Here is a 17,832-nt window from a genome sequence, read left to right as displayed (position 1 = left end):
GTTGTCATATCCAGCATTGAATGATTAAAAATAGCGGGTAAGTCTACTATACAAAATCATTCCATCCTATGAACTTACCCATGAATATCGCCAATTCGTTGAATTACTGCACTCTTTGGCGAAGTAAAAACAAGGCTATCAGGTACGTCCACTTAGGTTGTGTGAATGTTATATAAACCCACAATACGCTGCTCTCCTTTAAGCATTGAAACTTTCATTAATACTTTTAAACAAATCACGTGGTGTAAGACGCTTTGAGAATGCCGTAAAAGTGTGTATTGTTTAAACAAAGCAAAATTAAAATTAAAGACAATTAGGCTAGCTGGCATGAGTAACACGGTAGTTGTACAGGGCAAGGGAACTGAAAGTTCGCAAACTGATGTCGAGCACGCGGCTACCCCTGAAACCTTCAGCTTTGAGCAGTTTACTGTCGATACCCAGCGAAACTTACTCTTAGAACACAACCAAGAAGTCGCAATTGAACCTAAAGTTTTTGATTTACTGGTGTTTTTATGCCGAAACGCCGATAGATACGTATTAATCAATGAACTGCACGAAAAGGTGTGGGCCGACCGTGTTGTAAGTGATGCCGCTGTCAGGCGAGCAATTAGCAAATTGCGTACACTGCTTGGCGAAACGGATAACCACTCACTAATTAAGTCGATGCATAAGCGGGGGTACAAGCTAGATTGTACCGTTTCACATCATGCGCAAACTCACAGTCCAAACGGTAATACAGCCAGTGTGCTACACGCTGGAATTACATCGCGTGCACGCTCGTTTTTAACGGTTTTTCGTCACGCTGGCCGGATTCCCTCTTCGGCACTGGTTATTGCCATGTTGCTATTGGGTGCCATTTTATTCTATTCGCTGCAAACAGCAGTGCCAAGCCAAACAAAACTGATTAACTTCTCGGGAGAGAAGATAAGCGCAAGTGCTAACGACGACGCAAGTGAAATCGTATTTGCAGGCAAACTCATTGGCGAGCAAGGCTTTCAACTGTTTCATGCAAACTTAGAAAACCAGAACATCCGACAATTAACACAAAATGCCAATAATGTTACTGAAGTGAAATTTTCTCGCGACCAGCAAAATATTATTTTTATTGATCTGTCTTTGGGCGGATCCAAAATACTCAGTAAAAACATTAGCAACGATGCTGAAACCACAACATTAGTAGAAGGCTTCAGTATTGTTTCCGATTTTGATGAGTCCCACGATGGCAGTGGTTTGTACTTTGCCGCAGTGAAGGATGCACAAGGGACGGGACAAGTTTATTATCTCGACTACACCTCTGGAAATATTGAGGCAATTACATTTGCTCACGATACGAATTCAAACGATTACCGCGTAGATGTTTCGCCTAATGGCGATTACTTGCTTGTGACTACGTCAATGAGCGGCTTGGAAGAGCACGTACTTTCACTGTTCAATACACGCAATAGAGCCATCGTTAAACGATTTTTTCACAGCAGCGGCTTATACGAAGTCACCTGGCTCAATAATGAAGAAATTATGCTACTTGATAGCACAGAAATCGTAAAAGTTGAGATTGAGGGTGCTGCACAAACGTCTATCGCCCTTAATAAAGATAGCAATACCATCGACATTGAACCTTTAAGTCGTGACGAATATATGGTGGTTCGCAATTCTTTGTCTGACTCGTATTTCATTGAAGTTAGTCTTCCTTCATTTGACACCGCCACACAAAAAATCATCGCAACACCAGGCGACTCCGTGGATGAGGTTCGTTATTTGGGTCAATCTGGTGAGTTGCTTTACGTTGTTAAAGACGGCGCTCGTTCTGAGCTTGTAAGAAGAGAAGGGAAAGAGCAAGTATCATTGTTGCAGACAACTATGAATCTTAGTTTGCTTGATGTAGCCCCTCAAAACGATTTCATTCTTCTGACCCTCGATGGTCTTCTAGCACTTTTGGAAGTAGACACCAATAATGTGAAATACATCACTACCGGTGGCCATATGATCGCACATGATGGTGTGTTTAATGCCAACGGTGATGGCGTAATTTATGGTGTGAAAGAACAAGGCATCTGGAAAATAAAAGAATACCAATTAGATAATCAAAAAACGGTAGATTTATTTTCAGATTTTAGAGCAGCTAGGCAAGTTAAAGATAAAGTATTTCTTTTAAATGAAAATTATGAACTAAGTGTTTTTGATCATAAAAGTAAAACAATTAAAGCATTGCCCTTTTCACTACCCTCGGCAGAAAATACGAATTGGTATGCTGATAACCGATATATTTACTTTAGCGACTTTGATGGACGAGATGCACATTTTAATGTTCTCGACCATAATGGCGAACGTATTAGCGAAAAAACCTTCAATGCGTCTTCTATTAGCGCATCTTTCGATATTGACGAAAGAAGAAACAAAGCAATCCTCAAAAGCTGGCCGTACTCGGAAGCTGAAATTCTATTGGTTGACGCAGCTGCGCTCTCCTCTGTTAATCCAAAGCATTAAGTGAAAACGCTTTTTAATGGTGACATTGCATATCGAACTGTAAAACATTCTGTAACCATGATGTCAAAGCGATGAAACCTGCACACCTACTCCACTTTTATTCTCTTTAAAAAGCGTTTTTTCTGTTAATTCCCCTAATTATTTTTGGCTCTCCCATTTTCTCACCCACTCAAATAACAACAAAATAAAACTTAACATTCAACTACTTACAAATGTAACCAAACTGTGACCATCAAAAAATAGCTTGGTTACACATAAGGTTTTATAAAAATCATGAAACAGTATTGCCATGGTTATTCCATAAACAGCCATTGTTGACCAGTATGAACTCGAACCAAACAAAACAACTCTACTGAGGAATACAACATGACTACTTCACGCATTAACGTAAAAACAGTTTTCACAGCAGCACTACTTACTCTTTCACTTGTTAGCACAGTTAACGCGAAAGAAAGCACAACATATGAAGTGAGCGTTACCGACCAAGATGGTACTACAACGTCTGACCCAGCGACTATTTGCATCATGGTACCTAAGCTATGTAGAAGAGACTAATTTTTCACGAACTACGATGTGGGTGATTAAAATGAAAAAAATTAAATTTCTGATAGATGAAATTAAAAAAGTAAAAACCAAGCCCCAACTCATTAGTTTTTTCAAAGGAATAACCTCTTTGGAGGCCTATTGTTGGGCGGGAATAATAATTCAAGAAAATGAAACAGCCACTTGTGTAAATAAGAAAATAATTGGTGATTTACCAAGTGATAAATTAGAAAAAATACTCTCTAATTTTCCTAATAAATTTTCTTATAGAAAGTTAACTGAAATTGAATTTATTTTTAGAGAAGAGATAGAAAATTCAATTTTAGTTGACGATGAATTATCAGGAATTTTGCTTTTACCTTTTCACGGTGCTGGTAATGATTTTGGATATTTCGTTTTAGGAATATCCAAACGTGGGAGCAATCCAGTAACGCGAATTTCTGAAAAACTTGGCTGGTTTTGGTCCATTATCGTTCCCTATTTATACGCGGCCTATGACTGTGCATGGAAAGAGGACCAAGTACACATTACCAAACGAGAACTCGAATGCATACGGTGGGCGTCAGAAGGTAAGACGTCGTGGGAAATAAGCCAAATTCTCAATATTTCTGAGCGCACCGCTAATTTTCATATTTCGAATTACATTCAGAAAACGGGGAGCACTAACAGACAACAGGCCATTGCGAAGTGCCTGTTGAAGGGACATTTAGTGCTATAGCCCTTGATTCACTACACAACAGAAGGTGATTGAAAATGGACAAAAATAAAGCGTTTAAGGAAATGGGAATCTCAATGAAAGAATTGCGAATTCTAGAGCGCTATTGCAGCGACGATGTGGATGCGTCAAACGATGAATTTGCATCGTGTAACGATAGCTATGACTACTCTGACAGTACGTTCGAAGAGGGCGACTTCTCAATTTCAACCTGCGATTATTGAATAGGACGATGATGATGAGTGAGCTAAAGAAGACAGCAATGCAGATTCAATCTTCAGCGCGAGATTGGAAATATTTTCTGCTCATTCTATGCGTATTACTCAGCAGTATTGTATTGCTTGAAGCGACAAAAAAGGCACGCGCGCTTACCGCTGCTTTGACGGCACCAACAGTAACCGAAGTATATTCACCTGACGATGCAGTAATTGTAAATATCAGTGCTGAAAACGGGCAAACTGTGGATGCAAACGAGATCCTAATGACCTTATCAAGAGAGAACTCGCAGCAAAAGCATATAGTCACGTCTCCTATTTCGGGGACTTTCTCTTTTAAGAAATCTGCCGGTGATTATATTCGAAAGGGCGATATTGTAGGGGTGGTTATACCGAACATCGACTCGAACCAACTTTACTTTAAAGTGCTCAATGGTGATGTAAGCGAACTGAACACAGGTGATAAACTCGAAATAGTGATTGAGAAAGAAACATATCTAGGCAGCTTAGCTATGATCATCGGCGACGTAGATAAAACGTCCTATCCTAAGCTTTTAATACAAACAACCGCTGCACTTTCACTAAACAACAAGTCAGCTCAAAAAAAATACACTATAAAAAAGCAAACTTAAAACCAATAAAATCATACTGTTAGAAAAAAACATGTAACCAGATCTGATCCCCCCTGTCAGATCTGTCAGTTATGTCATTCGAATATTTCCGAATAATAGCAACTGTTCCTGCAGACAAGCAGAACAGAAAATTGCTAATGACCAAGGAGATATTCGATGAAAAATGTACCTTCGCTAAATCAACCAGTCTCACTGTATGGCGCGCACTGCCAGGCTGATACCACGCTAAGTATTCCAATCGGTGTCTTTATTGGTCTTGGACTCATTATCCGATGAACGTTTATTTCAGAGCTAATCGCTATCGCACAAACGTTTTAGATACAAAACACTATATTAAACAGCTAATTAGATTAACGTTTTTTGTATTGCTGTTGTTAGTCGTTAGCTTTTTAAGAAAAAAAATATAAGCGAAATTTTGGGACGCGTAATGTTGGGCATTCAGGTGACAACAAAGGTGCTTACTTACGCCTAAACCCAGAATTGATTGTAAAGAAACCAACTAAAAGTCATTTAGATAGGAAAGAATTATGAAAAATTTACCTTCACTTTGCCAACCAGTATCACTGTACGGTTCTCACAAAGAACATGAAACGGTAGTTATTGGCGTAGGGATACCTATTGGCATTGTTATAGGCATTTACCTTCGATAACCAAAACGCAACACCAACAACACTAAGGAGAAACACATGAAATCTATCCCAACACTAAATCAACCGGTTTCGGTTTACGGCTCACAGGCTGAACATGAAACTGCGGTGGCTATTACTGTCGGTATCGCTATTGGTATCGCGGTTGGTATCTACCTTCGCTAAGTAAAAACAACATTTTAATCAAAAGAGGAAATACACATGAAAACTATCCCAGCGCTTAATCAACCAGTATCTGTTTACGGTTCACAAGCCGAACATGAAACAGCAGTCGCAATAACGGTAGGTATTGCTATTGGTATCGCGGTTGGTATCTACCTTCGCTAATTAACACTCACTTTTATTAACAAACAAAAAAAGGAAAAACTTATGAAAGCTATCCCAACACTAAATCAACCAGTATCTGTTTACGGCTCACAAGCAGAACATGAGACAGCAGTGGCTATAACTGTAGGTATCGCTATCGGTATTGCGGTTGGTATCTACCTTCGCTAAACCTTAGCGTTATAGTATTAGCCTAAAAACCTCGTAAAAATATGGCTGTACGCTGAAGTATCGAGAATTGCACCAACACTTGGGGACCATCCAAGAGTAGCGATAGCTTGGTATAAATCTGGATATTTCAGCGCTTTCTTTGTTTGATCATTGGTATTTACTGTAGGTAATTATGCCAAACCTACCCTATTTATATACTGTTAGATGTGACAGTTACATAAAATAGCCATGTCCTCATAATGAATTTACCCATTGGGTCAGTTTATATATTACGAGGATATAAAATGAGCACCGAAAAATCCGTCCATGACATTAGTGAACTTCAATTAAATGTTCACCAAACCTATAAGCAGCATCCCTTACTTAACGCTTTGATGGCGAAGCTAGAGAATATCGAGCACTTTTCGTTCTTCGACTTTAGTAATGACTTTGAAGCACTTGTTGCCTCAGACTTTCTTGACTTTGTTATTGCCAAAGAAATCGGGGCGTTTAATTGCGAGGAGTACTATCAACTTCCGCTCTATCACGGAAATGACAGAGTAAAAGGTTGGTCTATTTTAAATACGCCGTATTTCAGACTTACCACCTTCTCATTTAATCAAGCCGGTATTTCAGTACACCGAGAAAACAAAGTAAAAGAACAGTTTTCATTAAAAATAACCCCACACAATACTTTGCTTTATTTTGCCAAAGCGAAGGGAACCATTCTTGATATTTATGAAATAGCATCTGAGTTAGATAGCCAAAATGCCAGTCAAACTATCAAGCTGAAATCAACAATCACATTGAACGATGGCGATGTCATTAAGCTAAAAGCAGGAATGAATGCTATTCATTTCCGTGAAGTGAACGATGACATGGTTTATCACGAAGTATCTGATTCAAAAAGCCCTATTAAAGTCATTGGTGAATACAACCTTGCATCGCTTCAGCTCGTTGGCGTAAGTGCAGCGAATATCGCCTCTTCACGCGCAGAAATGTTTGCAGAAATGGTCGCCAACCTTAATCACAAAGCCTCAATCCCTGTTCTCGAAAAATTGGGAACGCATACAGACCATTTCGTTCGCTGGAGCGCGGCGATGAACCTTTACACGTTAGATCAAAACGCGGGTGTTCAACTTATTCACAAGCTCACATCAGACCCTCACCCAGATGTACAAGCAACGGCCAAGCGCTGCTGTGAAATGTTTGCCGAACAACATTAATAAGGACTACCACCATGGCGATTGAATTAAGACCACAAAATACAAACGTTATTTCCCTTGAAGAATTCATAGAGTACGCAGAAGAACACGTTGATATGCGTGATGAGCAATCACTTAAAGATGCTGCCCCTATGATGAAAGCACTGGGTAATAACCGTGACTTCCTTGCCGACAAGATTAATGAAGAATTAGTAAAGCTGGCTAATTTCCAGGAAGACAATCATTACGGTGCACAAGTATTGATGCTCGGCCGCTGTAAAAAATTCTTTATGAGAGCGTGCTTTTGGCCAAGTGCCCAAGACAAGTCTTACAAAGAGAGTGGACCAGAGTCATTTTTCTATTACCTTCCGCACGACCATAACTTTAACTTCTTGTCAGTAGGTTATTACGGCCCTGGCTATAAAAGTGAATATTATGAATACGATCATGACAAAGTCATTGGCATGCCGGGTGAAAAAGTTGATCTGAGATACATTCGTACCTCTCAATTAGAGCAAGGCAAAGTCATGCTTTATCGCGGAAAGAAAGATATTCACTATCAAATTCCGCCTGAATCTTTCTCGATTAGCATTAACTTAATGGAAGATAGCCTAGATCTTCCGCGAATTAACCAGTATCGCTTTGACCTTGAGAATAAGCGCATTCACAGCCTAATTAATCGAAACAGTGGCCCTGTACTTGCCGACATCGCTGCCAAAGTGGGTAACGACAATACCCGTCAGTTGCTGAGTGATTTAGGACAGCGTACTACCTGTCTACGCACTAAGTCTGCCATCGTCAAGTCACTTGCGACACGTCTGCCACAGTCACAAAAAATTGATTTTATCGAAAGTCATCTGACCGGCAAGGACGATTACTTTAACGCTCAATTACGCCATCAGATTAGTGAGCTTCAAGTTAGGGAGACATCACTATGTTAATCGCTAAACAATTAGGTAAACGCTTTAAAGCGAACCGCAAGCAAGAGCAATGGGGGGTAAAGAACCTCAACTTAGTCGCAAACCCTGGTGACGTCATTGCCCTACTGGGCAGAAATGGGGCTGGAAAATCTACGCTTATGCGATTGTTGGCAGGTATCTACCAACCAAGCGAAGGCAGCGTTGAAATAAGCGGCAATCCTAATGGCCAAGTTCAACTACTTACGCCAGCTGACAATCTTTACCAAAAGCTAACCGTGTTAGAGACACTTCACTACTTTTGCGACTTGTACGAAATAGCGCGTAGCAGTATCGAAAGCACCATTGATGATGTAACTCGACGATTCAATCTTGCATCGTTTTTGGACAAAAAAGTCGGCGACCTTTCAACGGGCATGAAACAACGGGTGAGCTTAGCGAAAGCATTTCTTGTTGACCCTCAAGTGATCATGTTAGACGAGCCTACCGCGGGATTAGACATTGAATCGAGCTACAAGCTTATAGAGATCATTCAAAACCTAAGTGGGCTTGGCAAGATCATCATAGTGTCGACTCACAACATGTCTGAAGTACAACAAATCGCAAATCGCGTGTTGATGCTAGAGCAAGGTCGTCTTATCTACGACAGACCAATGAGCGATTTCGAGGCAAGTGGAGACAGCCTTGAAGCGTCATACATGAAAACGCTGGAGGCTGCATAATGTTTAACTCTGCCATTGTACGTTCAGTATACGCGAAAGAGTTTCGCGAATTTTTGCAGGACACGCGCACACTTATCATTGTGTTCCTGATACCCCTTTTGTTTGTACCAGCGGTGACACTGATTACCTACAGCACAAGTATGGGGGTTGAAAATAAACCCAGCGCTATTGCCGTACTTCACAACGATTGCAGCGAACTTCCCAATGATATTGCAGGGCAAGTGCAATGCTTTGGACCTGAGGCCAGAACGACCATTCAAGACAACCTACGCGATGGTCATCTAGACGCGATGCTAGATATGAGCTCGGGCACGTTATTACTTGCCAATGCAGCGTTAACCGCTGAACCATTGCAGCAAAAAATGGAGCAGTTCTATCTACGTAGTACTTACGCGCCTACGCCGCCATTACAAATCGAAGATCTGCAAAGCGACACCAGTGTTGTCAATATCATTGGTACTAGCCTAGCTAATATTATTGTCATGCTCATTATCGTGTTTAGCTTTGTTGGTGCACTGAATTTCGGTATGGACATCACTGTAGGCGAAAAAGAGCGCGGTTCATTTCGTTTGTACAGCGAGTTTAAAGATAAAATCCAGTCAATATTTGCAGGTAAGTTAGTGTTCACTTCTTTCTGTGCAGCATTGACGGCTGCGCTAGGTATAGTAGGGATCTTACTATCAAGTGTTGCTGTTGATACCGTTTACGGCAGCGCAGCGAGCACAAGTGCAAGTGATATCGACAAGATGTCAGCTTTCTTCCAATACCTCGATATGCTCAATACTACCGATATCATCGTCGTATTTTGTTACCTCATTCCAAGTATTTTTCTCATTTCGGCATTAACCAATCTACTGGGTTGCATCGCCAAAAACATGAAAGAAGCTAAGTTACTTGGTGTCTTGCTAATGATGGCACTAATGGCGCTTTCAAAAATTCACCTTGGCGATGACATGTTTTTCTTTACGGCATTTATCCCTGTTTTAAATGTGTTTAGCGGCGTCAATATGGCACTCGCCTTAGAAGTCGACTATGCGCACCTACTGGTAGCCACGTTAGTGAACATCGCTATTTGTATGAACACCTTGTTCGATATCAAGAAATTAATCCTTAAAGAAATCGTTTAGTCAGGAGGCGGTTATGAACTTTTCTATTGCAAATTACACGACCGAAAAATCGGTTAAATGGCTCCCCCTTGTTTTAGCAGCCGCTATCATCTTTGGCTTCTGGAGTTGGTATTTCAGCGCGGTGGACGGCACTTGGTTATCACAAACTATGTTTAACGCGAAGGCCGCTGTCGCAGACATTACGCCTGAAGAACGCGACATGCTAAAAGCGATGATCACACCAGGCCTACTAAAGACATCAACCATGTTTGGTGCACTTGGAGGCCTAATCTTGACCGCACTGTTAATGTCGACATACGTAACCTTGTTTAGCCGTTTTGCGATGCCAGCCGACAAAGAGGTACCGTTTGCGCTGTCATTTAACATTGCCTCACTTGCTTCTCTTGGCACAGCACTATTACACGGTATGTATGCGCTATACGTGCTACTCAGTCCTGAGAATAAAGTGAGTTTGTATCAGGTTGACTTCCTTACCCTTAACAACTTGATCTTCAACTTAGCGCCGACACATCCCATGTTTTCGCTCGCTAATGGCATATCGCTAAGTTCAGTGCTGTTTGTTGGTTTGTGTGCTTACTTGCTGCATAAACGCACGCATTACCCAATGGGTAAAGCCGTAGCAGTATATGGCGCACCTTATCTTGCAATCGTCGGCACAATCTTATTTCTAGCGGTGGTGTAACGATGAAAAACTCAAAACTTGTATGGGGACTAGTGCTGTTAGGCATTAGCTCTCCCTTTCTGAAACTTGCAGCAGAGTCTGATAAGCAGAAGTACGTCGAGGTTGCGCAAGTGACTAAAGGTGACTTGGATGAGCACTTGGTTGCCACTGGCAAAGTGTCTTATGACAGAGAGCTCAACCTAGACTCTAAAGTGGTTTCTACGGTTACCCAGGTGTTTGTTGAGGTTGGCGAGCGCGTAAGTAAAGGCGATACGCTGCTAGAGCTCGATAGCTTCACGCTAGACAGTCAAGAAGCCCTACTGAAAAAGCAATATGACAGCTTGGATATTGAGCTTTCTATCGCGCGAGGTAAGGCACAAGACACCGAAAGACAACACCAAATCAATCAGACACTGATGTCCAAAGGTCTTATTGGTAAAGAAAAGCTCGCACAAAGCCAACAAGCATTAACCAATGCGAATCTGGAAGTAAAACATATATCTTCGCTGTTAGCAGCCAAGCAAGTACAGCTAGACGAAGTACAAGGTTCGCGACGCTATCTCACCATTAAAGCCCCCATGGACGGTCTTATCATCGACTTAAACGCGGTAGAAGGCGAAAACGTTTATCCCAACCAGATGAATGTAGATTTCAACTTCTTGGTATCAATGGCTGATAACTCATCAGTGTTTGCTGATGTACAAATTGATGAGCGTTCGCTCGCTAATGTACACATAGGACAGTCAGCGAGCGTCTTTCTCGCATCCTACCCAGACACGCCCATTGAAGGAAAGATTAGCTTTATCTATCCCACGGTGGATAAGAGCTCTCAAGGGATACGCAATAAAGTGCGCGTGGAGCTTAATCAAAATGCGCTAGCCGGTCTGAATTTCCGTCAAAACATGAGCTGCTTAGTAAAAATTAAGCTAGCGACAAGTAAGGAAGGCACGCTTGTTCCCATGAAAGCGGTTGTTGAGCAAAACGATGCAAAATTTGTGTATGTGCTCAACGGCAACGCAGTACGTCGCCAGTTAATTCAAGCAGGCGAGTCTGACTTTCAGTTACAGCGCATTGTGTCGGGGCTTAGTGAGAGTGACAAAGTAGTAGTGGGGCCAATGGACGTACTGCTCAATCTCACTGACGGCGAGTCGGTAAGGATCTTGTGATGATTGAGTTACACAGCATTGACAAGTCGTTCAGTGGTGACAATGGCAAAGTGGACGTGCTACGCCAACTGTCATTACGAGTAGAAAAGTCTGAGTTTGTAAGCCTACTAGGGCGTTCTGGTGAAGGTAAATCTACCTTGCTGAATATCCTTGGCGGCTTCGACAAATTCGACTCAGGTTCATATCAATTCGGCGACATGGAAGTTAGTGCGCTTGATAGCAATCAACTTACCGACTTTAGAATGTGTAACATCGGCTTTGTCTTTCAGAGCTTTCACCTTATCAAGCACCTCACCATCAGAAAAAATGTTGAGTTGCCGTTGCTGTTAAGAAAAATCAGCGAAAGCGAGCGAAAAGCACGGGCGCTTGCCATGTTAGAACGGCTCAATATTGCTGATAAGGCGGATTGCTACCCTCGCCAGCTTTCTGGCGGCCAATGCCAGCGGGTTGCCATCGCAAGAGCCCTTGTTGGCAAACCAGGCCTTATTTTGGCCGACGAACCCACCGGCGCACTAGACAGAGAAACAGCCGACAGCATTCTCGAATTGTTCCAGCAACTGAACAATGACGGACATACCATCATTATGGTGACACACGATCCTGCCGTTGCACAAAAAGCCCATAAAGCCTTTGAACTATCGCACGGTAAATTAGTGAGGAAAGTGTATGAAAAACATTAATTTTTCTATTGATGTGATGACTCACGTGTTTGAAAGTCTGCGCGTAAATGCGCTAAAAAGCAGCCTTATCATCGTGAGCGTTGCTATTGGGGTAATGGCGCTCATTTTAGGTCTCACCTTTTCTTCAACCTTATCAAAATCTCTCGTTTGGCAATTTGAAAACCTGGGCTCCAACACGTTAACTGTGTCGTCCTATTTGCCATTAACCGAGCAACTAAAAGGTAAAAAAGCCCACATCAGCCACAGTGAGTACGAATACATAAAACGTAACGTCGCTGACAAGACACAAAATATAACACCGATCATTCAGGTACCAGGTGCTCGCGTTCAGTACGCAGGAAGAACACTACAACCTAGCGCCTTGGGCACAACATACAGCTACATGCAAATGCGCAGTCGTTATGTGGCCCAAGGCCGTTTCATCAACGATGCAGACAATACGTTACGCCGTCGCTCAGTGGTTATTGGGCAAACCGTCGTTGATGATTTATCGCTAACGGACCCCGTAGGCGAATATATAAAAGTGAATGACGAATGGTTTGTCATTGTTGGCGTTATGCAAGAGAAAGGCAGTCTTTTTGGCATGGACTTAGATGAAATCATCATCATGCCTTACCAAACTAGCCAAGCGTTTTTACCCGCTGACGATCACCAAGATGTACTCATTCAAATGAATGCGAAAGATGTTTCGCAAATCAACAATCTCAAGAGACAGATTTCGGGCATGTTGAGGGAGCTTCATCACATTGAAGCAGCAAAGCGCGATGACTTCAAAGTAGAAACCACCGATGAACTGCTCAGTACATTCAACAGTGTGATTAAGATAGTCTCAGTAACACTCATTGCCGTTGTCGCACTATCGTTGGTAGTGGCCTCAGTCGGCATGACCAACATCTTTTTACTTAGCATTACAGAAAGAACCAATGAGATAGGACTGCTAATGGCCCTTGGTGCCGGTCGCAAGTTTATCTCTTCACTCTTTATTCTTGAGTCCAGTGTACTTACGACCGCTGGCGGCATCATCGGCATGTTTTGTGGCTATGTTTTAGCGCTTTTGATGAGCATGTTTTTACCTGACAAGTACACCGTCGAGTTCCCTATTACCACGGGCTGTATTGTCGTTCTATTCTGCTTTTTACTCGGAGTGTTAGTTAGCCTAATACCTGCGTCGAAGGCCTGTACCCTATCGCCCTCTCGGGCATTAACACAATAAAGATTTAATGGAGTATAAGTGATGAAAAAAACAGTTTTGATTACCGGCGCAACAAGTGGCATTGGGCAACAACTCGCCATTGAGATGGGTAAGCTTGGACATGACTTAATTCTACTTTATCGCGATGCCGACAAGCTCGAATCAACACTATCGCAGCTTAGCTCAGTTGCAGATAATGTAAGTGTACACGCCTACTTAGCCGACTTGGCAGATATTGACTCGGTAAAGCGTGCTGCCCGTGCCATCGGTAAAAAGCATGACCAAATTGATGTTCTGGTCAATAACGCAGGTGCCTTTCACATGACAAAAGAAATGACACCCAGTGGCCATGAAAAAACTATGATGGTTAACTATTTCAGCCACTTTGTACTTACTATGATGTTGTTAGATAACCTGCGAGTGTCGAAACAGGGGCGCGTTATCAATGTTTCCTCTGAGTGTTACAAAATGCGCGCTTACAGTATGGATGATCTTGAGATGGTGCCTAAATACCATTGGGGACTAGCGTACAATCGCTCCAAGCTTGCTCAAGTTCAGCTCACCAAAATGCTTAAAGAGAAACTCAAAGATGACAATGTTACGGTAACCAGTGTAAACCCAGGGGCCATCGACACTAACATCTACGAACCCATTTCAGGCTTTATGCGCTTTATGCTTAAGTTCTCGCTAAAACCAGTTGAAAAAGGCGTAACCGACATAATCGATATCGCACTGCGTGATGATAGCTCTGATGTAAATGGCGAGTTTATTAGTAAAAGCAAGAAGGTTGCTATCGATAAGCGTTTTCTCGACCCTCAACAGATGCAAGTTTTGTGGCAACAGTCAGAGGACTTACTTCACACCAACTAGCATTCATTGATAGCGAGATAAAACACCCGCTTGCGTGTTATCTCGCTATCACCACGTTTCGCTTATGGCGCAATAAGAATAACAACACCAATAGATTAAGCACTGAAATCACAAAAACATAATGCTAAAGTGGGCGCTAAAGAAAACATAAAACCTACACTTAGTTATGACAACAACAGCACCGTTAGTCACATCGTTTGATGTGCGTTTTTGCGAAACCGATGCCTTACAACACGTCAGCAACACAGCGCTTGTTGCTTGGTTTGAAGCAGCCAGAGAACCAATTTTTCGAATGTTTACACCAGAACTTGATCTTAAGAATTGGCCTCTTATTTTAGCCAGTTACAAGGTCGACTTCCTTGCCCAGATTTTCTATGGCAAACCGGTAACAGTGAAAACATTCATTAGCCGACTGGGAAACAGTGCGTTCGACGTTTTTCAAGAGCTTTGGCAAGACGACAAACTGTGCTCGACGGGTGTCACTACCATGGTGCATTTTGATTATAAAACACAGCGTTCTGCGCCCATCCCAGATGAAATAAAGTCTACGCTTCAAAGCCACTTTAAAGACATTTCAAAGTAGTAAACGATATTAAGAATAATAGGCCTTAGGCAACATGAGCGATTTGATAGAAGTTATAGATAACGCCCTACCCGCTGAACTTTGCACTCAGCTTATAGACAGGTTTGAGCAAAGCCCAAATGTGACGCAGGGTCGCACTGGTGGCGGAGTAGATTTGGATAAGAAGCGCAGTATGGACGTGTCGATTAGCCGCAATAGTGAATTTCAAGATCTCTATCAGCAGGTTATGCAGCATACCGGTAAACAACTTGTAGCCTATATAGAAAAGTACTTCTATGCTTTGGTCGGCCCCATTGGATTAACAGTGCGCCACCCTAAAACTGGCGAGCCAGTAAAAGTTACCGGTGAAAATTTTGAAGAGGTTGGCAAACCTAATTTAGCTAACTTGGTCAATTATCTATATCGCGTGGGCGACATCAACGCGCAGCGCTATACAGCAGGTAGCGGCGGCTATCCATACTGGCATTCTGAGGTATATCCACAATTGCAGCACAATGATGCACTACATCGTGTTTTGCTATTTATGTACTACCTCAATGATGTGGAAGATGGCGGTGAAACCGAATTCTATTATCAGAACCGAGCTGTAAAACCTAAAGCCGGACGTATGGTGATAGCGCCTGCGTACTTTACTCACACGCACCGCGGTCAAATACCTAAGAGCAACGACAAGTATATTATTACGTCTTGGCTTTTATTTAATCGTGCGGAGCGCATTTATACGCCGAGTTGATGGCGCCATACTTTAAACGTAGATGACGGTGTATGAAGAGTATATCTGCGCCGTCTAGTTCTCTGATGAATGCACACCCTTTGGTTTGCAAACGCTTGAATTCTGGCGAGGCAGTGCAAAGCAAAGTAGCAAAGACAGCGCAAGAGTACCCATTGAAGTGATTAACGGTAGTTTAAGCGCAATATCGACTAATAACCCCGCAGTAAATGCACCTAGTGATGCGAAGCTGATTTTTGCTGCCGCCACCCACATGTATATTTGCGCGGCCCCCTGCTTTGGCGCATAGTCACTACGTGCGGCCAATGTTACCGCAAAGAAGATGGCATTAACGACACCACACCACCAATAGGCGATAAGCCCAGCGGTAAACGACACACAAAGCGCAGTAAGCATTAAAGCAACAAGCAATATGGCTCCTACATTACGCAACAGCAGTAACGCTTCGCTACGCAATGGCCTTAACATCAGGATGAGTGCGCCGCATAAACAACCCACACCATACGCCGTTACTAAGTACGCCCCATTTTCTGCTCCCTGCATCCAGCTTTCACTAAGATAAACAGCAAGCACAGGTAATGCGGCAAGACTAAACGAGGCACCTGAGGTCATTAAAAGCGTACGCTTAAGCGGCCCAGATTGACGTAGCATGGCAATGACTGAAGCGATACTTTGAGCCTGAATCGCCACACTTTTATCATGGCTTCGCTTTATGGGAATAAACAATGTAAGCACGCCTGCAAAAAGCGCCACGCTCATCACAATACGCACGCTTATGGGTATGGCGTAAAGTTCAGTAAATAGCGCTGTTACAAAGGGGCCAAGGGTAAGTCCCAGTCCATAGGTAAAGGTATCCCAGCTTTGCGCTTTGCGTTTTTCGCCAAGATCATCGCCAACTAATTTAACCACTTGAGTACTTAATCCCCCCATCATGAAAGCACTACAGGTACCACATATAAGTAACGCGACGATAGTAGGGATTAAACTGTTGGCTTCAAAGCCTGAAACAGCAACTTGAAAACTGATGGCAAATAAGCAACATGCACCAGCAATAATTCGCCTTGGATCTGTCGCGCTGTCCAGCCATCTTCCATATAAAGGACCTAAAACATGCGGTGCAGTTAAGCATGCCACCAATAGCCCTGCCGTTTTACCATCCATTTCTGCTGAGCGGGCTAGTAGTATGGTTGCAACCGCAGCCCCTCCAGTCACAACACGCGCAGGAATAGCTGCTAGTAGATATCGTAGCAAGTTAGTTTGACGGGTACTCATGCAAGCGCCAGTGTTTCAATTAAACCTTCAAGCGTTAAAAAGTCGTCATCATCTATTGGCAAAAACGGTGCTGGTAGATTCACGCGGTCGCTAAAGCCTAAAATAGCCGCTGCTGCGGCTACGACACGCAGCCCTCCCCCATTACGGGCAAATAGCGCCCAAAGGCGATTGAGCGATGCAGAATATGCTGTAGCTTCATTCGCATTGTCGGATTGAGTTAGCGCAATTATGTGCTGCACGGTTTTCGGGAAAATACCACCTAAAACGGAAAGCCATAAGTCACAGCCTTGTGCCATGCCCGCAGCGCCAAAGCTATCACCACTTACGCCGATAGCAACGTGCTGTGGCACTAGGGCTCTAAGTGTCGCTAAACGCTCAGCACCTTTTTGACCATTTGCTTGAGCATTTTCAGGAGAAAATGGCATACCGGGTATCTTTATCGCCCCTATATGGGGAAGTTGCGTTATTCGCTGGTACAAGCTATCGCTAAACGTAAAATTGGTCACACGGGGATTTTCATATACACATATAGGCACCGACGTAGCTTGGCTCACACTCTGATACAACCCAAACACTTCTTCTTCATTGAGTGGTTGATATGACACGGGGGCCAGTAGAACAGCGTCAACACCACCATGTTGCACGGCCTCAAGATTTTCAAGAACATCACGGGTACGCAGCGACCCTATTCCTGCCATAACGGGCGTACCTTTTGCGCTAGCAACGGCCGTTTTGGCAACCTGCTCTAGCTGGGCTTTAGACAAATACGGATACAACCCCGTTGAACCCATCGCGCAAATAGAGTCGACGCGGGCATCCACTAAATTATCTATTAGGCGCTCAAATGCCTTATAGTCAATTTCTTCATTAGTGAAAGGTGTAATTGGAAATGCAGATAAACCGGTAAACATTTGCGCCTCGCTTTGTTTAAAATATGGAAAAATGCCCCGCGAAATGGGATAAAGAGCACCACATGTTCACCCATGACAAAAATCAT

Annotated in this window: 22 protein-coding genes; 20 read left to right on the top strand and 2 right to left on the bottom strand. The window is 42.9% G+C overall.

Annotation, left to right across the window (positions count from 1 at the left end; all coding sequences use genetic code 11):
• Positions 1-327: 327 nt before the first annotated feature.
• From OZ660_RS01060 to OZ660_RS00965, 20 genes are all read left to right on the top strand, one after another.
• Positions 328-2,484, top strand: coding sequence for a winged helix-turn-helix domain-containing protein (locus OZ660_RS01060; protein ID WP_274742270.1), 2,157 nt, complete (start codon positions 328-330; stop codon positions 2,482-2,484).
• Between the two features lie 366 nt (positions 2,485-2,850).
• Positions 2,851-3,039, top strand: coding sequence for a hypothetical protein (locus tag OZ660_RS01055; RefSeq protein ID WP_202263208.1), 189 nt, complete (start codon positions 2,851-2,853; stop codon positions 3,037-3,039).
• Between the two features lie 31 nt (positions 3,040-3,070).
• Positions 3,071-3,745 carry a helix-turn-helix transcriptional regulator gene (locus tag OZ660_RS01050; RefSeq protein ID WP_274742269.1) on the top strand — a complete coding sequence of 225 codons (675 nt, stop codon included), beginning with the start codon at positions 3,071-3,073 and terminating at the stop codon, positions 3,743-3,745.
• 35 nt (positions 3,746-3,780) lie between these two features.
• A complete protein-coding gene (locus OZ660_RS01045; RefSeq protein ID WP_274742268.1) occupies positions 3,781-3,966 on the top strand; it encodes a hypothetical protein in 186 nt (61 codons plus the stop codon).
• A 38-nt stretch (positions 3,967-4,004) separates the two neighbouring features.
• Positions 4,005-4,589: a hypothetical protein gene (locus tag OZ660_RS01040; RefSeq protein WP_274742267.1), complete on the top strand. Its 585-nt coding sequence runs from the start codon at positions 4,005-4,007 to the stop codon at positions 4,587-4,589.
• Positions 4,590-5,116: 527 nt separating this feature from the next.
• Positions 5,117-5,239, top strand: coding sequence for a hypothetical protein (locus tag OZ660_RS01035; protein ID WP_264180795.1), 123 nt, complete (start codon positions 5,117-5,119; stop codon positions 5,237-5,239).
• 36 nt (positions 5,240-5,275) lie between these two features.
• Positions 5,276-5,401: a hypothetical protein gene (locus OZ660_RS01030; RefSeq protein WP_264180794.1), complete on the top strand. Its 126-nt coding sequence runs from the start codon at positions 5,276-5,278 to the stop codon at positions 5,399-5,401.
• A 36-nt stretch (positions 5,402-5,437) separates the two neighbouring features.
• Positions 5,438-5,563 (top strand): hypothetical protein, encoded by a 126-nt coding sequence (locus tag OZ660_RS01025; protein ID WP_264180793.1) that lies wholly within the window; start codon positions 5,438-5,440, stop codon positions 5,561-5,563.
• Between the two features lie 42 nt (positions 5,564-5,605).
• Positions 5,606-5,731, top strand: a complete 126-nt coding sequence (locus tag OZ660_RS01020; protein ID WP_269752172.1) for a hypothetical protein — start codon at positions 5,606-5,608, stop codon at positions 5,729-5,731.
• 284 nt (positions 5,732-6,015) lie between these two features.
• Complete coding sequence (locus tag OZ660_RS01015; RefSeq protein WP_274742266.1) at positions 6,016-6,936, top strand: HEAT repeat domain-containing protein; 921 nt, start codon at positions 6,016-6,018, stop codon at positions 6,934-6,936.
• Between the two features lie 14 nt (positions 6,937-6,950).
• Positions 6,951-7,856, top strand: coding sequence for a hypothetical protein (locus OZ660_RS01010; protein ID WP_274742265.1), 906 nt, complete (start codon positions 6,951-6,953; stop codon positions 7,854-7,856).
• A complete protein-coding gene (locus OZ660_RS01005) occupies positions 7,850-8,554 on the top strand; it encodes an ABC transporter ATP-binding protein (protein ID WP_274742264.1) in 705 nt (234 codons plus the stop codon). Before OZ660_RS01010 ends, OZ660_RS01005 begins: the two co-directional genes overlap by 7 nt.
• Positions 8,554-9,681, top strand: coding sequence for an ABC transporter permease (locus tag OZ660_RS01000; RefSeq protein ID WP_202263203.1), 1,128 nt, complete (start codon positions 8,554-8,556; stop codon positions 9,679-9,681). The genes OZ660_RS01005 and OZ660_RS01000 overlap by 1 nt, the downstream gene beginning before the upstream one ends.
• Positions 9,682-9,694: 13 nt before the next feature.
• Positions 9,695-10,363, top strand: a complete 669-nt coding sequence (locus tag OZ660_RS00995) for a hypothetical protein (protein ID WP_226432574.1) — start codon at positions 9,695-9,697, stop codon at positions 10,361-10,363.
• Positions 10,364-10,365: 2 nt separating this feature from the next.
• On the top strand, positions 10,366-11,508 hold the full coding sequence (locus OZ660_RS00990; protein ID WP_274742263.1) for an efflux RND transporter periplasmic adaptor subunit: 1,143 nt from the start codon (positions 10,366-10,368) through the stop codon (positions 11,506-11,508).
• On the top strand, positions 11,508-12,188 hold the full coding sequence (locus tag OZ660_RS00985; RefSeq protein WP_274742262.1) for an ABC transporter ATP-binding protein: 681 nt from the start codon (positions 11,508-11,510) through the stop codon (positions 12,186-12,188). The genes OZ660_RS00990 and OZ660_RS00985 overlap by 1 nt, the downstream gene beginning before the upstream one ends.
• A complete protein-coding gene (locus tag OZ660_RS00980) occupies positions 12,175-13,401 on the top strand; it encodes an ABC transporter permease (RefSeq protein ID WP_274742261.1) in 1,227 nt (408 codons plus the stop codon). Before OZ660_RS00985 ends, OZ660_RS00980 begins: the two co-directional genes overlap by 14 nt.
• A 21-nt stretch (positions 13,402-13,422) precedes the next feature.
• A complete protein-coding gene (locus OZ660_RS00975; protein ID WP_274742260.1) occupies positions 13,423-14,250 on the top strand; it encodes an SDR family NAD(P)-dependent oxidoreductase in 828 nt (275 codons plus the stop codon).
• Positions 14,251-14,416: 166 nt separating this feature from the next.
• Complete coding sequence (locus OZ660_RS00970; RefSeq protein ID WP_202263197.1) at positions 14,417-14,833, top strand: acyl-CoA thioesterase; 417 nt, start codon at positions 14,417-14,419, stop codon at positions 14,831-14,833.
• Positions 14,834-14,867: 34 nt separating this feature from the next.
• Complete coding sequence (locus tag OZ660_RS00965; RefSeq protein WP_159627231.1) at positions 14,868-15,566, top strand: 2OG-Fe(II) oxygenase family protein; 699 nt, start codon at positions 14,868-14,870, stop codon at positions 15,564-15,566.
• A 54-nt stretch (positions 15,567-15,620) separates the two neighbouring features.
• Here OZ660_RS00965 and OZ660_RS00960 read toward each other — a convergent pair whose 3' ends face one another.
• Both OZ660_RS00960 and OZ660_RS00955 read right to left on the bottom strand, forming a co-directional pair.
• Complete coding sequence (locus OZ660_RS00960) at positions 15,621-16,835, bottom strand: MFS transporter (protein WP_274742259.1); 1,215 nt, start codon at positions 16,833-16,835, stop codon at positions 15,621-15,623.
• A complete protein-coding gene (locus tag OZ660_RS00955) occupies positions 16,832-17,746 on the bottom strand; it encodes a dihydrodipicolinate synthase family protein (protein ID WP_274742258.1) in 915 nt (304 codons plus the stop codon). The genes OZ660_RS00960 and OZ660_RS00955 overlap by 4 nt, the downstream gene beginning before the upstream one ends.
• Positions 17,747-17,832: the final 86 nt, after the last annotated feature.

The organism is Alteromonas sp. 009811495, assembly GCF_028865455.1.
Taxonomy (GTDB): domain Bacteria; phylum Pseudomonadota; class Gammaproteobacteria; order Enterobacterales; family Alteromonadaceae; genus Alteromonas.
This window is presented reverse-complemented; position numbering and strand designations above follow the sequence as displayed.

Coding starts and splice junctions, on each gene's coding strand:
- OZ660_RS01060 (WP_274742270.1), top strand. CDS start 328: ATGAGTAACACGGTAGTTGTACAGGGCAAGGGAACTGAAAGTTCGCAA.
- OZ660_RS01055 (WP_202263208.1), top strand. CDS start 2,851: ATGACTACTTCACGCATTAACGTAAAAACAGTTTTCACAGCAGCACTA.
- OZ660_RS01050 (WP_274742269.1), top strand. CDS start 3,071: ATGAAAAAAATTAAATTTCTGATAGATGAAATTAAAAAAGTAAAAACC.
- OZ660_RS01045 (WP_274742268.1), top strand. CDS start 3,781: ATGGACAAAAATAAAGCGTTTAAGGAAATGGGAATCTCAATGAAAGAA.
- OZ660_RS01040 (WP_274742267.1), top strand. CDS start 4,005: ATGCAGATTCAATCTTCAGCGCGAGATTGGAAATATTTTCTGCTCATT.
- OZ660_RS01035 (WP_264180795.1), top strand. CDS start 5,117: ATGAAAAATTTACCTTCACTTTGCCAACCAGTATCACTGTACGGTTCT.
- OZ660_RS01030 (WP_264180794.1), top strand. CDS start 5,276: ATGAAATCTATCCCAACACTAAATCAACCGGTTTCGGTTTACGGCTCA.
- OZ660_RS01025 (WP_264180793.1), top strand. CDS start 5,438: ATGAAAACTATCCCAGCGCTTAATCAACCAGTATCTGTTTACGGTTCA.
- OZ660_RS01020 (WP_269752172.1), top strand. CDS start 5,606: ATGAAAGCTATCCCAACACTAAATCAACCAGTATCTGTTTACGGCTCA.
- OZ660_RS01015 (WP_274742266.1), top strand. CDS start 6,016: ATGAGCACCGAAAAATCCGTCCATGACATTAGTGAACTTCAATTAAAT.
- OZ660_RS01010 (WP_274742265.1), top strand. CDS start 6,951: ATGGCGATTGAATTAAGACCACAAAATACAAACGTTATTTCCCTTGAA.
- OZ660_RS01005 (WP_274742264.1), top strand. CDS start 7,850: ATGTTAATCGCTAAACAATTAGGTAAACGCTTTAAAGCGAACCGCAAG.
- OZ660_RS01000 (WP_202263203.1), top strand. CDS start 8,554: ATGTTTAACTCTGCCATTGTACGTTCAGTATACGCGAAAGAGTTTCGC.
- OZ660_RS00995 (WP_226432574.1), top strand. CDS start 9,695: ATGAACTTTTCTATTGCAAATTACACGACCGAAAAATCGGTTAAATGG.
- OZ660_RS00990 (WP_274742263.1), top strand. CDS start 10,366: ATGAAAAACTCAAAACTTGTATGGGGACTAGTGCTGTTAGGCATTAGC.
- OZ660_RS00985 (WP_274742262.1), top strand. CDS start 11,508: ATGATTGAGTTACACAGCATTGACAAGTCGTTCAGTGGTGACAATGGC.
- OZ660_RS00980 (WP_274742261.1), top strand. CDS start 12,175: ATGAAAAACATTAATTTTTCTATTGATGTGATGACTCACGTGTTTGAA.
- OZ660_RS00975 (WP_274742260.1), top strand. CDS start 13,423: ATGAAAAAAACAGTTTTGATTACCGGCGCAACAAGTGGCATTGGGCAA.
- OZ660_RS00970 (WP_202263197.1), top strand. CDS start 14,417: ATGACAACAACAGCACCGTTAGTCACATCGTTTGATGTGCGTTTTTGC.
- OZ660_RS00965 (WP_159627231.1), top strand. CDS start 14,868: ATGAGCGATTTGATAGAAGTTATAGATAACGCCCTACCCGCTGAACTT.
- OZ660_RS00960 (WP_274742259.1), bottom strand. CDS start 16,835: ATGAGTACCCGTCAAACTAACTTGCTACGATATCTACTAGCAGCTATT.
- OZ660_RS00955 (WP_274742258.1), bottom strand. CDS start 17,746: ATGTTTACCGGTTTATCTGCATTTCCAATTACACCTTTCACTAATGAA.